The sequence below is a fragment of the Arthrobacter sp. ZGTC212 genome (genome assembly GCF_002929255.1).
Lineage (GTDB): Bacteria > Actinomycetota > Actinomycetes > Actinomycetales > Micrococcaceae > Arthrobacter_B > Arthrobacter_B sunyaminii.
Window position 1 is genome coordinate 414,982 of the sequence record NZ_PJIJ01000001.1, and the last position, 13,378, is coordinate 428,359.

Sequence of the window (13,378 nt, forward strand, 5' to 3'; positions counted from 1 at the left end):
GTTAGCGCTGAAGCGTGCCGATGGGGTCGCCGTCGTTGTTGAACAGTGCGAGACTTTCGCCGTCAACCTCGGCGGTGGCCGCATCGGACAGCCAGGTGTCGACGCCGATGCAGCCCACCAAGGTGGAGGTCATGTCTTTCAGTTCCACCGCGGAACCTTTTTGGTCCCAGCGGCCCATCAGGGCGTTGCAGCCGTCGGTGCCGTTCACCCGGCCGCCGGATTCGAACACCAGGGACGGCATGCCCGAATCCTCGGTGTTGCCCCAGCTGCCTTCAACGGAGGAGGAAGGTGTTCCGGCAGAGTCCGCGCAGGACGACAGTCCGGCTGCCGCCAGCACAGCCCCCAGCATGGCTGCGGACCGAAGCGGCGCTGCAGGGCGGCGTCGCATGCTCACAGCCATTTGTTCCTCTTAAAGGTCAGATACAGAGCTGCCGCCATGACAACCATGGCGCCAAGGGCCAAGGGGTACCCCCACTCCCAGGACAGTTCGGGCATGTTATCGAAGTTCATGCCGTAGATGGCCCCAATCAGGGTGGGGGCAAACAGGATGGCAGCCCACGAGGAGATGCGTTTGACCTGCTCGTTCTGCGCAATCGAGGTTTCCGCCAGACGGTTCGACGCCAGGGTGGAGGAGAGGTTCAGGGCATTCTCCAGCAGGGCACGGTAGGCGTTGACCCGGTCGATCAGACGCAGGACGTGGTCCAGGACGTCGCCCAGGTTGTCCTGCAGCTGATCCGGAATGCCGAACTCTCCGGTGTTGCTCCGCAGGGTTCCCACCATGCCTTCGAGCGGTGCAATGGCACGCTGGAACTGGATGACTTCGCGGGAGAGCTCATAGATGCGCCGTGATACTTCAACATCGCCGCCGAAGAGCTGGTCCTCGATCTCATCGATGTCGTTCTCCAGCCCGGCCGCCACCGGTGCGTATTCATCCACCACCTGGTCCAGGACTGCGTAGAGCACGGCATGCGGACCGAGGGCCAGCAGGTCCGGTTCCTGTTCCAGCCGCTTCCTGACACGGCCCAGGTCAGGGGATTCAGCGTGCCGCACCGTCACTACAAAGTTGGGGCCCACAAACAGGTGCAGCTCGCCGAACTCGACGCGTTCGACGTCGTCCAGGTACCGGGCCGGCCGCAGGACCGTAAACAGCGTGGTGTCATAGTGCTCAAGCTTGGCCCGCTGGTGGCCCGCAAGCGCGTCCTCCACGGTCAGCAGGTTCAATCCGAATTCCTCGGCGACGGCCAACAGCTCAATGTCGTCGGGGCGGTACAAACCGATCCAGGCCATGCCGCCGGAAGTGCGGGTCAGCTCGAACGTTTCATCCAGACTGTCCGGTGTGTGCTGGCGCTTTCCGTCCACATACACCCCGTTGTCGATCAGTGTCATGGACGTCCCTCCGTGTTGTTGGCTGCTGCCGCCCGCGGGCAGGTGCGGCGCGGACAAAAGTTCATTATCCCTGCTGTTACGCGGAATTCAGTTCCGAACCGTTCCCGGCACCACGCCGGGAGACTGCCGCGGCGCCGTCGATCCGGCCCAGCGGCCGGGCTGCGGCGGATCCGCCGCCCACGGCGCGCAACGCGTTGAGGATGGCAGCCAGGTCCACGAGCTCCTGGATCAGGGCTCCGGCCACCGCGGGGATGAATCCGAAGGCAGCGGCCAGCATCAGCCCGACGCTGAGTGAGATGCCCAGCCAGATACTGCCCAGGGCAATGCGCATCGTCCGCCGGCCAATGACGACGGCGTCGGCCACCTTGGAAATGTCATCCGCCACGATCACTGCGTCAGCCGATTCCCCGGCGGCAGTGGAACCGCGTGCGCCCATGGCAATGCCGACGTCGGCCGCAGCGAGCACAGGTGCGTCATTGACGCCGTCGCCCACCATAATGACCGGGCGCAAGGGCATCGCTGCCACCAGCCGGACCTTGTCCTCGGGCAGGAGCTCAGCATGGACCTGCTGGATCCCCAAAGCCGCCGCGGCGCTTTCAGCAGAGGCGCGGCCGTCTCCGGTGAGCATGACGGGCGGTTCCAGGCCGAGCCGGGCAAGCTGCTCCAGGGTGGCCTTTGCGTTCCGCCGCGGCGTGTCACTGAGGAGGAGGGTGCCGGCGAAGCGTCCGTCCACCGCCACGTAAACCCTGAGCTGCCCGGCGCCGGCCTTCGTTTCACCGCCGTCTCCGGTGTCGGGAGCCTCGGCGGCAACGAAGCGGCGCTTGCCCACCAGGACCGTGTGGCCATCCACAACGGCACGCACGCCGTTGGTCGCAACCTCTGAAGCGGTGGTGGCCGGGCTCAGCTGCAGTCCGCGCTCCTGGGCGGCACTTTGCACGGCGGCGGCCAGCACATGGGACGAGTATTGCTCGGCCGAGGCAGCCAGCCGCAGCACGTCGTCGGCTGCGAAGGAGGAAGCGGGCTGAATAGTTGTCAGCTCGGGCTTCCCATAGGTCAGCGTGCCGGTCTTGTCGAAAGCAATGCTGCGGGCTCCGGCCAGCTGCTGCAGAGTTGCCCCGCCCTTGACGATGATGCCGTCCTTGGCGGCCCGGCTCATGCCGCCCATGAAGGCCACCGGTGCGGCGATCAGCAGGGGACACGGAGTGGCCAGCACCAACACCTCGGCGAACCGGACCGGCTCCCCGCTCACCCACCAGGCAATGCCGGCAAGGAGGAGGGAGAAGACAGTGAACGGGACGGCAAAGCGGTCGGCAAGCCGGACCACCGGGGCCTTGGACTCGGCGGCCTCGCGCACCAGGGCGACGATTCGCTGGTACTGGCTGTCCTCCGTGGCCGCGGTGGCCCGGATCAGCGCAGCCTGCGATCCGTTGACCGAGCCGCTCATCACTGTTTGTCCTTCGGTGATGGTCACCGGCAGGGGTTCGCCGGTCAGCGAGGATTCATCAAAACTGCCTTCCGGGCTGAGCAGGACGCCGTCCACCGGGACCAGTTCAGCCGGTTTAATCAGCAGCACATCGCCCGGGACCACCGCACCCGCCGGGATGTCCTGAGGCGTTTGGGAATTCGGCGGCAGCCGGTGTGCCGCCTGCGGTGCCCGGGCGAGAAGGGCATCCAGCTCCCCGCGTGCCCGCCCGGCGGCGTAGTCTTCCAGCGCCTCGCCGCCGGAGAGCATCAGCACAATGATCAGGGAGGCAATGTACTCGCCCACCGCCACGGTGGACAGGATGGCCACCACGGCCAGGATATCCAGCCCCCAGTGACCGCGGAGGATGTCACGGATCATGCGGGCACTGGTTACAGCGGCGACCAGCAGGGCGAAAATTGAGGCGATCCATGCGGCGGGGGTATTGAGATCGGTGCCCAGCAGCGCAAAAACCACCACGCCGACGACGATGGTTGCCGCCACCACCGGGTACCTCCGGATTGCACGAAGAACTCTCATGTCTCCCGTTATAGGCCTGCCGCAAGGACCCCGCCAGCAAGAGATGGCTTGCCTAACTCCGAGGCCGGATTTAGTTCATCCGTGCGGTGATCGAACGCGCCGTTTCTGCCAGCCGCCGGCCCAGTGTTTCTTCATCCCTGCCGGAGCCGAAGTACACCACCGACACGGCCGCCGGCAGCTGCCCGGAAACGGTGATGGGAGACGCGACGGCGGAGACTCCGCCGATGACTTCGTCGTGGCTGACCGCATAACCCCGGGCTCGCGCCAGAGTGGATTCCGGCCGATAGGGCTGCCCGGGGGCCAGCTTGGCCCATTGTTCCTCGCCCACGGCGGACTGGATGGCAATGCCCGGCGCTCCGGAAGCGAAGGAGTGCCTGGTCCCCGGGCGCTGGACCAGTGCCGTGCGGCTGTGGCGCGGCTCCACTGTCACCAGCGTGACGCAGTCATGCTGGTCCCACACGGCCACGAAAGCGGTCATGGAGAGTTCTTCGGCCAGGACCGTCAGCTCGGGCAGTGCCGCCGTCTGGAGGTCCCGCGATACACCGCGGGCCAGCGCTGCGAGGCCGGGCGCCGTCGCCACCCGGCCGGCGTCGTCGCGCATCACCAGCGAATGCGCTTCCAAGGTGCGCAGGATTCGGTAGGCGATGGAACGGTGGACGCCGAGGCTCTGCGACAGTTCAGCGATGGTCATGGGCGCCTCGGCCTCCGCCAGCAGTTCCAGGGCGTGCAGGCCGCGCGAGAGGGTCTGGGATAAGGATCCGGCTCCGCCGGACCCCGGGGAAGGGGCAGATGCGGATGCGCCGTCGGGGCCGGAGGGTTCAGTCATGGAGCCATCTTAGGATGACACGCCCGGGGCCGGCCGAAGCTAGGGCATTCGGCGGCGGCTCAGCAGGCCGGACATGAGGAAGGCGAGCCCGCCGGCCAGCGGCCACCAGGTGTACATGCTCAGGGTTTCGCCCAGGAAGGCGACCACCAGGATGCCCAGCATGCAGGCAATGACCATGATCATGCCCACCACTATGCGGATGCGTCCGCGGTTGGGCGAGGGCAGGGGCGGAAGCCACGGAGGACGCTCGTCGGTCCAACTCATGCGGCAAGGTTAAGCCTGCCGGGGCCGATTGCACCCGGCTGGGAGTGGCTTTTTTCTCAGCCGCATCCGTCAATGCCGCTGCTCTATCCCGGCGCGTGCACCCGTGAAATGATGGCGGCGATCCTGTGTGCCGGGCGCCGCCCCTGCACTTCTCCTGCGGTTTACCGGCGCGGCAATTCTTTCTCTCTACGACTGGAGTACCGACATGGAACAGAGCGATCTCCTCATTGACGCCTTTGGCCGGCTTCCCCAGGCGGCCCGAAGCGCCACCCACGGTTTGGACGCGGGTGCACTGAACCACCGGCCCTATCCGCAGGGCAACTCCATCGCGTGGCTGGTCTGGCATCTGGCCCGCGGCGAGGATGCCCAGATTGCTCCGTTGGCCGGGCATGAACAGGCGTGGACCGCGGAGGGATGGTACGGGCGGGTGGGACTTCCACTTGCGGTCGAAGACACCGGATACGGCCACAACTCGGAGCAGGTGGCGGCCGTACAGGTTCAATCAGCCGATGTGCTGCTGGGTTACTACGAGGCGGTGCATTCACGCACGGCCGCCTTTGTTTCCGGACTTTCCGGACAGGACCTGGATCAAGTGGTGGACACCGCCTGGGATCCGCCCGTAACCCTCGGAGTGCGGCTGATCAGCATCCTCGGTGACGGCATGGAACACGTGGGCCAGGCCGCTTACCTTCGCGGGATGGCGGTGGCGGAGGGTTTGTAGCCGGCGGCCGCCGTCGTCGTTGGTAATTGCCCGCTGATCAACTGCGGGACATGACCACCAGGAGTTCCTCGCACATGGCGGCGCAGCGGCGGCATGTTTCCGCACAGATGCGGCAGTGTCCGTGTTCGGCGGCATGCTGGGCGCATTCTTCCGCGCACTGGCGGCAGGCCGCCGCGCACGCCCGCAGCAGTGCTTCCGTGCTGTCCGGATAGCCGGCGTACCGTGTTCCAACCCGGGCTACGACGGTGCCTGTGGCAGCGCAGATGTCGGCGCAGTTGAGGTCCTTGCGGATGCATTCCACCATGTCGCCGAGCATGTCCTCACTGAGGCAGGCGTCGGCGCAGGCGGTGCAGACCTGTACGCAGTCAAAGCAGGCAATGACGCAGGTGGAGACGGCCTCGAGGTCCGTTCCGGCGCCGTCGGGACGTTCACTGAGGATGGATTCGATGAGGCTCATGGCACTGCTCCTTGTTGCGTTCGCTGATCGGTGCGGTTTCGCCGGGAGTGCGGCCGGGGATGCTGCGGCCCGGGCTGTCAGGATAGCCCTGCGCCGGAAGGCCAAACCAGAGCGTGAGCGGCCAGAGGCACCGCGGGGGGCCAGAACACTGCGGCGATTTGCCTATGAACCTGTGCCCGGGTCTAGAATCGGGGTTATGCCCCTCGGGGTTGTCCGGCTTTGGCCGGACTGGGGCTTTAGCTCAGTTGGTAGAGCGTTTCGTTCGCAATGAAAAGGTCAGGGGTTCGATTCCCCTAAGCTCCACCCTTTCAAAAGGGGCCTGCTTTCCTTGTTCCAAAGGAAGGCGGGCCCCTTTTGTGTCGGTAAAGAGGTCAATCAGTTACTTCGACACGACGCCGAACGGTCACGCCTGCATAATGAGGCGGTTCAGCGTGTCCGTTACGTGCTTTGCCTCGGCGTGGGAGACGCGGAAATCGATGGTGTTTCCGGTCGTGATCACGGAAACGATGGTGTACATCATTCCGTCACGTCTTGTGGTCACAGATGAAACTCTCTTGAGCGGGATCATCTCCGTGAAGGCGTTTCCGTGCTTCACTCCGGTGCCAAGGAGGGATACGCCCCCGGTCAACAACCCGGCGGTGAGTTTGCCGGCGGACAGGCTCCGCTTCAATTCCCACTCAATGCGGTCGTGGAAAATGCGAACCTGCGCGTTCCTGCCTTTGGTGTGGGAGGCGAACTCGAGGATCGGGATGCTCACGGTCTTCCTTTCAGTAGTTGATGAGGGAGGACGCTTGGGAGGGCTCTTTTCGACCAGACTCCCGGGGCCGAACCTGCATTGCATCGGTTCGGGGCATATCCCCAATTTTATAAGGTGTGTCCCACAGCCATGTGGCTGAGTCCCGCACGATTCCTTGCCCTATACTCGGGCGACGTGCAATGAATCCGACAGCACAGATCCGACGTGCGTCACATCCAAGGAGCAACCATGAAAGTCCTCATCACCGGAGCCCACGGAAAAGTCGGACGCGCCGCCACGCAGGCAATGATCGACGCCGGACACGAAGTCATCACCACCGACCTCAGCCGGCCAAGCTACGAACGGAAGTCGGAAGGCACGCCCCGCTACGTCATGGCCGACCTCACGGATGCCGGGCAAGCGTACGCCGTCGTGCACGGAGTCGACGCCGTCGTGCACATCGCCGCCATCCCCGAGCCCACGGGCCATGCTCCCCAGGTTGTCTTCCAGAACAACCTCATGTCCACCTTCAACGTCCTTGAGGCCGCCGTCAGCTTCGGCGTTCAGCGCTTCGTCTTCATCTCCAGCGAAACGGTGCCCGGGTTCTTTTTCCCGGAACGCGATTTCCTTCCGGAGTACGCTCCCGTGGATGAAGAACACCCGATCCAGCCGCAGGACCCTTACGCGCTCGCCAAGCACTTTAGTGAGCAGCTCATGGACGCCGCTGTTGCCCGGTCCGACATTCAATGCATCTCCATCCGGCCCAGCTGGGTGCAGTTCGAGGGCAACTATGAAAACAATCTGGGCCCGCAGATCCGCGACGCTTCTGTGCTCAGCCCCGGGCTGTGGAGCTACATCGATGTGTATGACCTGGCTGACGCCATTGTCCTCGCCGCCGAGTCCGACCTGCCCGGACACGAAGTCTTCTACATCGCCTCACCGGACAACGCGGGCGGCCATGACTTCGCGGAGGTGCTGACGAAGTACTACGGCGACCGGATCGAACTGCGCGATCTTGACCGGCCCGACGCTTCAGGAATCTCCAGCGCCAAGGCCCAGCGGATGCTCGGCTGGCAGCCCAAGCGCTCCTGGCGTGACTACCTGGACGCCGACGGAAAGGCCCTTCAGAAGGACGACGGCGCAGCCGGCTAATCGGTCGGAGGCCGCTGCCGCTGGCGCTTGGTGGCGGAGCGCTGCTTCTTGGCGTCGAGACGCCGGTAGTTCGAGCCCCGGGTGGGTTTGGTTTTCCGCCGGGCTGCTGCCTCCGGGGCGAGGCCGTCCGCCACCATCTCGGCAAGCTTGGTGAGGGCGATCTCGCGGTTGCGCAGCTGGGAGCGCTGTTCCGAAGCGGTGACGGTGACGGTTCCGGCAATCAGGTGCCTTTTGAGGCGCCGCAGCAGGATCTGCCGCTGGGTGTCGGTCAGGGACGTCGAGGCAGCCACATTCCAGGACAGTGCTGCCCGGCTGTCGGAGGTGTTGACGTGCTGCCCGCCGGGACCGGATGAGCGCGAGAAACGCCAGGTCAGTTCCGACGCGGGAATCGTGAGCGCGGGCGACACCATCAAGTCCATACCCCCAGCCTCGCATGGGTTAGCCGGTGCAGCACCGTGACAACCACTCTTCCATCGGTAGTGTGCCATTGGTACAGTGCCGCCCATGACTACAAACACCCTGCCTCAGCCAACCGTCAATGCACGCACCGTGCTCCTGCCGTATCTGCTGGTTCTGGTCGCCGCCACGGCGGCGATCCAAGCCGTGATTGCCTTCACCGGAGGAGACATCACTCTTCTCGCCGGGATCCTCACCGCCCTGGTTGCAGCCGGAATTGCCGTCTGGTTTTGGCGCAACTACCGCAAACTCACCAAGATCCGCTTCGGCCTGGCCATTGCGCACACCCTCGCTTTTGTCACCGTAACGGCATCCTTCAACCTGCACGCCGTCATCCGTGCGCTTTCACTGGGTTCGACCGGCGGAGCCGACGGCGCCGCGGCCCATGAGCTGCTATCCACCCCCTGGTTCGGCGCCACGCTCGTGATGAGTGCCGCCTGGGGAGCCGGGCTCCTCGTCCACCTCGCCGGCGTCGTGCTGGGCCGCGGATGGGAAGACTGAGCGTGGCCCGACCCGTTGAGGAACAGGAATGGGTTCAAGCCCGGGTTGAATCCTGGGTGGAGACCTACAAGAAAGCCATGCTGACGCCGGTGGTTTTGCGGGCAGTGGCCGAGCGTCAACCGGTGACGGTGGCCAGGGTCGCAGAAGAGGTTGCAGCAGGCACCGGCTGGCAGATCACCGAGCGCAGTCTCTACCGCACCCTGAAAAGGCTGCAGGACACCGGTCTCCTGCACAGCGCGGAGGTCGATGTCCCGCGCACCGGGGCAAAGCGCAAGGAGATCTCCCTGACAGGCCTGGGGTCGCAGTTCCTTGCCGGAATCACCGCCAGCCTGGTTGAATTTCCGGACCCTGGAGCCGGCAGGAAAACTGGCCGCTAAACCGCCTTCACCACCGGAAGGTCGGACCACTCGGTGGTGTAGCGCGGGGAAGCGAAGTTCCGCGCCATGGTCCAGTCCGGCTTGGCTGTGGACATCCCGGCCAGTCCCAGGCCAATGCTGGCAGCGCCGTACTTGTCGGTGACCTGCGCCAGCAGCGGCCCGATGTCCTTCTGCTCCGGTCCGGCATCGAACAGGTCGAACACCGGCTCGGCGCCGGCGGGGGAGAGGCCCGTGAGCATGATTCCGGCCTTGGCATACCGGGCACCCTCCACCACCTGGGGATCCATGGCGTCAATCGCGGCCCGGGTGAGCACCAGGGGATCCGCGGTGGGCCGCTGAAGCCGGACCGTGGCCGAGGGGGAGGATGCTTCAGTGCCGCTGAACCGCGAGGTGGACGCAAAAACCGTCATGACGCTGGCCAGCTGTCCCTCCTTGGCCAGTCGAATAGCCGCTTTCTGGGCGTACAGGCTCATGACCTGGCGCATCGATTCCTGTGTAGTCACCGGCGTCGCGAAGCTGCGTGAAAAGAGGACCTGCTGCTTGTCTGCAGACTCGGTTTCCATGGGAATGCAGGCGGTGCCGTTCAGTTCCAGCACCGTGCGCTGCAGCACCACGGAGAACTTCGCACGAATCGCGGCGGGATCGGCGGCGCGCAGATCCGCGACAGTGTGGATGCTCAGCGCGTTCAGCCGGGCACCGTTGCGCGCGCCCACGCCCCACAGGCCGGTGACCGGCACGCGGGACATAATGGTGTCGACGACGGCGGGATCCAGGGTGTCGAGGTTGCAGACCCCGCCCATGTGGGGATTCTGCTTGGCGATCCGGTTCGCGAATTTGGCCAGGGTTTTGGTGGGGCCGATTCCCACGCAGACCGGCAGGCCGATGTTCTTCGCCACGGCAGCCCGGATGTCAGTGCCCCGGGTCCGCAGTTCCTCATCGGTGCCGTGCAGGTGCAGGAAACACTCGTCGATGGAGTAAATCTCCTGCTCGGAGGAGAAGCGTGCCAGCAGCTGCATCACGCGCGAGCTCAGGTCCCCGTACAGCTCATAGTTGCTCGAGCGCTGCACCAGACCCAGCTTGGGAGCGGCCTCGGCCAGCTTGAACCACGGCTCACCCGTCTTGATGCCCAGGGCCTTGGCCTCATCGGAGCGGGCCACCACGCAGCCGTCGTTGTTGGAGAGCACCACCACGGGAATACCGGCCAGCGTCGGGTCAAAAACGCGCTCGCAGGAGACGTAGAAGCTGTTTACGTCCACCAGTGCGATGCGGTGCTGCTCAGCCATGAGACGGCCTAGACATGGTGCAGGCACCGGGTCACGACACCCCAGACGGACAGTTCCGCGGGATCCGGCACCCGGATGTCTTCTGAGTCCGGGCTGTCCGCGTGCAGGAAGATCCCCTGGCCGGTCAACTGCAGCCGCCGGATGATCAGCTCTCCGTTGAGGACGGCAACAACCACCGACCCGTCTTTGGGCGTCAGCGACCGGTCCACGATCAGCTCGTCTCCGTCGCTGATGCCGGCTTCGTCCATGGCGTCGCCGGAAACCCGCATGATGAAGGTGGACGTGGCATCGCGGATCAGGTGCCGGTTCAGGTCAATGCCGGCGTCGTAATAGTCCTGGGCGGGCGAGGCGAACCCGGCCGGAAGCGTTGAACCGCGGGTGGCCGGCTGTTCCTTCGCGCCGCCGGAACGCGGCGCAGAGTCGGAGGAAAACACGGGCACCGCACACCTCCCTAGAACACACTTTCGAATAACAACAGGTTAGCACCGACCTTTAAAACACTTGGCTCACAGCGCGGGTTCGCGCAGACTAGGCAAAACAAACTAGGCAGTACTAACCGAGCAGGACAAGACCCAGCCCACGTCTGATGCCACCGGAGCTCCCATGAATCAGCCCGCCGTCGAAACGACCAGCCTCGTCAAGGCCTTCGGCTCTGCCCGTGCTCTGGACGGGTTCTCGCTCACGGTGGAGGCAGGGCAGGTTGCCGGTTTCCTGGGGCCCAACGGAGCCGGGAAATCCACCGCCATCCGGGTGCTGCTGGGCGTGCTGCGCGCTGACGCCGGAACCGCCGCGGTGCTGGGGCTGGACCCGTGGTCAGACGCCGTCGCCATTCACCGCCGGATCGCCTACGTGCCGGGGGACACCACCCTCTGGCCGAACCTGACGGGCGGGGAAGCCATTGACATCTTCACCCGGCTACATGCCGGCAAACGGTACGCGGGGAAGGACCGGGACGCGAAGCGGCAGGCGGCACGACGCGCTGAACTGCTGGAACGCTTCGAGCTGGACCCCACCAAGAAGGCGCGCACCTATTCCAAAGGCAACCGGCAAAAGGTGGCGCTGGTCGCCGCGCTCGCCTCAGATGCTGAGCTGTTCCTGCTCGATGAACCCACCTCGGGCCTCGATCCGCTCATGGAGGCCGCGTTCACCGAGGAGATCCGGAACCTGCGCAGCGAGGGACGTACCGTGCTGCTGTCCAGCCACATCCTCGCCGAGGTGGAAAAGCTGTGCGACACCGTCACCATCATCCGCTCCGGCCGCGACGTGGAAACCGGTACCCTGGCCCAGCTGCGCCACCTCGCCCGGTCCACGGTCACGGCGACGACGACGGCGGATCCGGCCGCGCTGGCCGCTGCACCGGGGGTGCACAACCTCAGTGCGGAGCACGGATATCTGCGGTTCGACGTCGACAATGCGCAGGTGAACAGCATCCTGGCACTGCTGGCCGAAGCCGGCGTACAAAACCTGACCATTGCCCCGCCGTCACTGGAGGAGCTGTTCCTGCGCCACTACGGTGACGAGGCGGGAGCAGAGCAATGAGCGCACCACCCACTGCCCGCCGGCAGTCCTTCCGCAACCCGTGGGCTGCCACCGGCGGATTGCTGCGGCTGCACCTGAGGCTGGATCGGATCATTATTCCGGTCTGGACCCTGGCCGTCGGCACAGGCGTTGCCGGGTCCATGGCCACTTTCGAGACGACCTACACCACCCCGGAATCACTGCAGGCCCGGGCGTCGCTCATGGACAACCCGGCCACGGTCATGATGACCGGACCGGCCTTTGGACTGGAGAATTACACGTTCGGCGCGATGGTCGCCAACGAACTCTCCTTGTACCTCTATCTGGCCGCCGCCATCATGAGCATCCTCCTCGTTGTGCGGCATACCAGGGCGGAGGAGGAATCCGGCCGGATGGAAATGCTCCGTGCCCTGCCGGTGGGCCCTTTTGCACCGGCCGCCGCCGCAATCATCACGGTCGCCGTCGCCAATGCCGCGGTCGGGGCGGCCGTTGTGGCGGCGCTCGCGGGCACAGCGTCCCTGGACCCTGCCAGTTCGCTTGCCCTGGGCGCCGGGACCGCGCTCACCGGCATGGTTTTCGGTGCGGTTGCCGCGGTTGCCGCCCAGCTCAATGAGCACGCGCGGGGAGCCACCGGCACGGCAATGGCGGTTCTGGCTGCCGCCTTCCTGATCCGGGGAATCGGCGACGTCATCAATAACCAGGGATCCTGGCTGTCCTGGTTCTCGCCGCTTGCCTGGCCGCAGCAGACCCGCCTCTGGGTGGACCTGCGCTGGTGGCCGCTGCTCCTCTCGGCTGCGGCCACGGCAATACTGCTGGTGCTCGCCGTGGAGCTGGCCCGGCGGCGGGACCTTGGCGCCGGGCTGCGGACGCCCCGGCCCGGTCCGGCAACCGCCAGGCCCGCCCTGCTTTCCCCGGCGGGTCTGGCCGGCCGGCTGCTGCGCGGCTCCTTTGCCACCTGGACCGTCTCCGCTTTCCTGTTCGCGGCCGCTTTTGGGGCGCTGGCCAATTCCCTGGAGGAATCATTCTCCGATCTTCCGCAGCTGGCGGATTTCATCACCGTGGACCTGGCGGATGTGACCACCAGTTTTGCGTCCGCCATCGTCTCCTTCGTCATCGTTGCCCCGCTCATCTTCAGCGTCTCGGCCGTCCTGCGGCTGCGCGCAGAGGAGGACGCGGGCCGTGTCGAGCAGCTGCTCGCCACCGGCAGTTCCCGGACCGGGCTGCTTGCGGGATGGCTCGCTGTGGTGGCCGGGCAGACCGTCCTGATGACCGCCGTTGTGGGGCTCGGCGCAGGTTTGGGAGTGGCCGCGGGAACCGGCGACGGCGGATGGACGGGCGAGCTGACCCTTGCTGCGCTGACGTATTTGCCCGCCATCGCCCTGTCCGCCGGCGTCGCGGCGGCCCTCTACGGCCTGGTTCCCCGGCTCGCTGCACTGGCGTGGGCGCCGGTGGTGTGGAGCGCCATTGTGCTCTTTCTGGGACAGCTGCTGGCTCTGCCCGATTGGGCCATGGACCTGTCATCCCTCGCCCATGTGGCGCTGGTGCCCAGCGCCGATCCGGAGGCTGCCCCGCTGGCGGTTCTGACGGCGGGTGCAGCAGTCCTCGTCGCGGCGGGTTTTACGGGTTTCCGGCGGCGCGACGTCGGGATCGGGTGATCAGGGCACCCGGATGCAGGCTGCCCCTAGCTGCCGTTTCGGCC

General features: G+C 65.7%; 16 protein-coding genes and 1 tRNA gene. 7 read left to right on the plus strand and 10 right to left on the minus strand.

The window, feature by feature from the left end; all coding sequences use genetic code 11:
• Position 1: 1 nt before the first annotated feature.
• The 5 genes from CXQ89_RS02065 to CXQ89_RS02085 form a co-directional block, all read right to left on the minus strand.
• A complete protein-coding gene (locus CXQ89_RS02065) occupies positions 2-388 on the minus strand; it encodes an META domain-containing protein (RefSeq protein ID WP_258059915.1) in 387 nt (128 codons plus the stop codon).
• A 2-nt stretch (positions 389-390) separates the two neighbouring features.
• Positions 391-1,386 carry a magnesium/cobalt transporter CorA gene (gene corA, locus CXQ89_RS02070; RefSeq protein ID WP_104053292.1) on the minus strand — a complete coding sequence of 332 codons (996 nt, stop codon included), beginning with the start codon at positions 1,384-1,386 and terminating at the stop codon, positions 391-393.
• 76 nt (positions 1,387-1,462) lie between these two features.
• The gene (locus CXQ89_RS02075; RefSeq protein ID WP_104160125.1) at positions 1,463-3,388 is read right to left on the minus strand and encodes a heavy metal translocating P-type ATPase; all 1,926 of its coding nucleotides are present in this window, start codon (positions 3,386-3,388) and stop codon (positions 1,463-1,465) included.
• A 70-nt stretch (positions 3,389-3,458) separates the two neighbouring features.
• Entirely contained in the window at positions 3,459-4,214 is a 756-nt protein-coding gene (locus CXQ89_RS02080; RefSeq protein ID WP_104160126.1) for an IclR family transcriptional regulator, read from the minus strand.
• Between the two features lie 39 nt (positions 4,215-4,253).
• Entirely contained in the window at positions 4,254-4,478 is a 225-nt protein-coding gene (locus CXQ89_RS02085) for a hypothetical protein (RefSeq protein WP_104160127.1), read from the minus strand.
• Positions 4,479-4,683: 205 nt separating this feature from the next.
• Between CXQ89_RS02085 and CXQ89_RS02090 the strand changes: the two genes are divergently transcribed.
• Entirely contained in the window at positions 4,684-5,199 is a 516-nt protein-coding gene (locus tag CXQ89_RS02090; RefSeq protein WP_104160128.1) for a DUF664 domain-containing protein, read from the plus strand.
• Positions 5,200-5,236: 37 nt separating this feature from the next.
• On the opposite strand, the gene CXQ89_RS02095 is transcribed toward CXQ89_RS02090, so the two are convergent.
• On the minus strand, positions 5,237-5,656 hold the full coding sequence (locus CXQ89_RS02095) for a four-helix bundle copper-binding protein (protein WP_104053289.1): 420 nt from the start codon (positions 5,654-5,656) through the stop codon (positions 5,237-5,239).
• Positions 5,657-5,886: 230 nt separating this feature from the next.
• Here CXQ89_RS02095 and CXQ89_RS02100 point away from each other — a divergent pair.
• Positions 5,887-5,959 (plus strand) — tRNA-Ala (locus CXQ89_RS02100).
• Between the two features lie 100 nt (positions 5,960-6,059).
• Here CXQ89_RS02100 and CXQ89_RS02105 read toward each other — a convergent pair.
• Positions 6,060-6,413, minus strand: coding sequence for a hypothetical protein (locus tag CXQ89_RS02105; RefSeq protein ID WP_104160129.1), 354 nt, complete (start codon positions 6,411-6,413; stop codon positions 6,060-6,062).
• A gap of 228 nt (positions 6,414-6,641) precedes the next feature.
• Here CXQ89_RS02105 and CXQ89_RS02110 point away from each other — a divergent pair, with 228 nt between their 5' ends.
• Positions 6,642-7,544, plus strand: a complete 903-nt coding sequence (locus tag CXQ89_RS02110) for an NAD(P)-dependent oxidoreductase (RefSeq protein ID WP_104160130.1) — start codon at positions 6,642-6,644, stop codon at positions 7,542-7,544.
• Here the strand turns inward: CXQ89_RS02110 and arfB are convergent.
• Positions 7,541-7,963, minus strand: coding sequence for an alternative ribosome rescue aminoacyl-tRNA hydrolase ArfB (arfB, locus tag CXQ89_RS02115; RefSeq protein ID WP_104160131.1), 423 nt, complete (start codon positions 7,961-7,963; stop codon positions 7,541-7,543). The two genes, CXQ89_RS02110 and arfB, sit on opposite strands and share 4 nt — an antisense overlap.
• A gap of 85 nt (positions 7,964-8,048) precedes the next feature.
• On the opposite strand from arfB, the gene CXQ89_RS02120 reads away from it, so the two are divergent.
• Both CXQ89_RS02120 and CXQ89_RS02125 read left to right on the plus strand, forming a co-directional pair.
• Complete coding sequence (locus CXQ89_RS02120) at positions 8,049-8,501, plus strand: hypothetical protein (RefSeq protein ID WP_146067181.1); 453 nt, start codon at positions 8,049-8,051, stop codon at positions 8,499-8,501.
• Between the two features lie 2 nt (positions 8,502-8,503).
• Positions 8,504-8,878 carry a PadR family transcriptional regulator gene (locus CXQ89_RS02125; protein WP_181032204.1) on the plus strand — a complete coding sequence of 125 codons (375 nt, stop codon included), beginning with the start codon at positions 8,504-8,506 and terminating at the stop codon, positions 8,876-8,878.
• Here the strand turns inward: CXQ89_RS02125 and CXQ89_RS02130 are convergent.
• The gene (locus tag CXQ89_RS02130; RefSeq protein ID WP_104160134.1) at positions 8,875-10,161 is read right to left on the minus strand and encodes a Y-family DNA polymerase; all 1,287 of its coding nucleotides are present in this window, start codon (positions 10,159-10,161) and stop codon (positions 8,875-8,877) included. The two genes, CXQ89_RS02125 and CXQ89_RS02130, sit on opposite strands and share 4 nt — an antisense overlap.
• An 8-nt stretch (positions 10,162-10,169) precedes the next feature.
• Complete coding sequence (locus tag CXQ89_RS02135) at positions 10,170-10,595, minus strand: LexA family transcriptional regulator (RefSeq protein WP_258059803.1); 426 nt, start codon at positions 10,593-10,595, stop codon at positions 10,170-10,172.
• A 169-nt stretch (positions 10,596-10,764) separates the two neighbouring features.
• Between CXQ89_RS02135 and CXQ89_RS02140 the strand changes: the two genes are divergently transcribed.
• Both CXQ89_RS02140 and CXQ89_RS02145 read left to right on the plus strand, forming a co-directional pair.
• Positions 10,765-11,700 (plus strand): ABC transporter ATP-binding protein, encoded by a 936-nt coding sequence (locus tag CXQ89_RS02140; RefSeq protein ID WP_104160136.1) that lies wholly within the window; start codon positions 10,765-10,767, stop codon positions 11,698-11,700.
• A complete protein-coding gene (locus tag CXQ89_RS02145) occupies positions 11,697-13,334 on the plus strand; it encodes an ABC transporter permease (protein ID WP_104160137.1) in 1,638 nt (545 codons plus the stop codon). Before CXQ89_RS02140 ends, CXQ89_RS02145 begins: the two co-directional genes overlap by 4 nt.
• Positions 13,335-13,378: the final 44 nt, after the last annotated feature.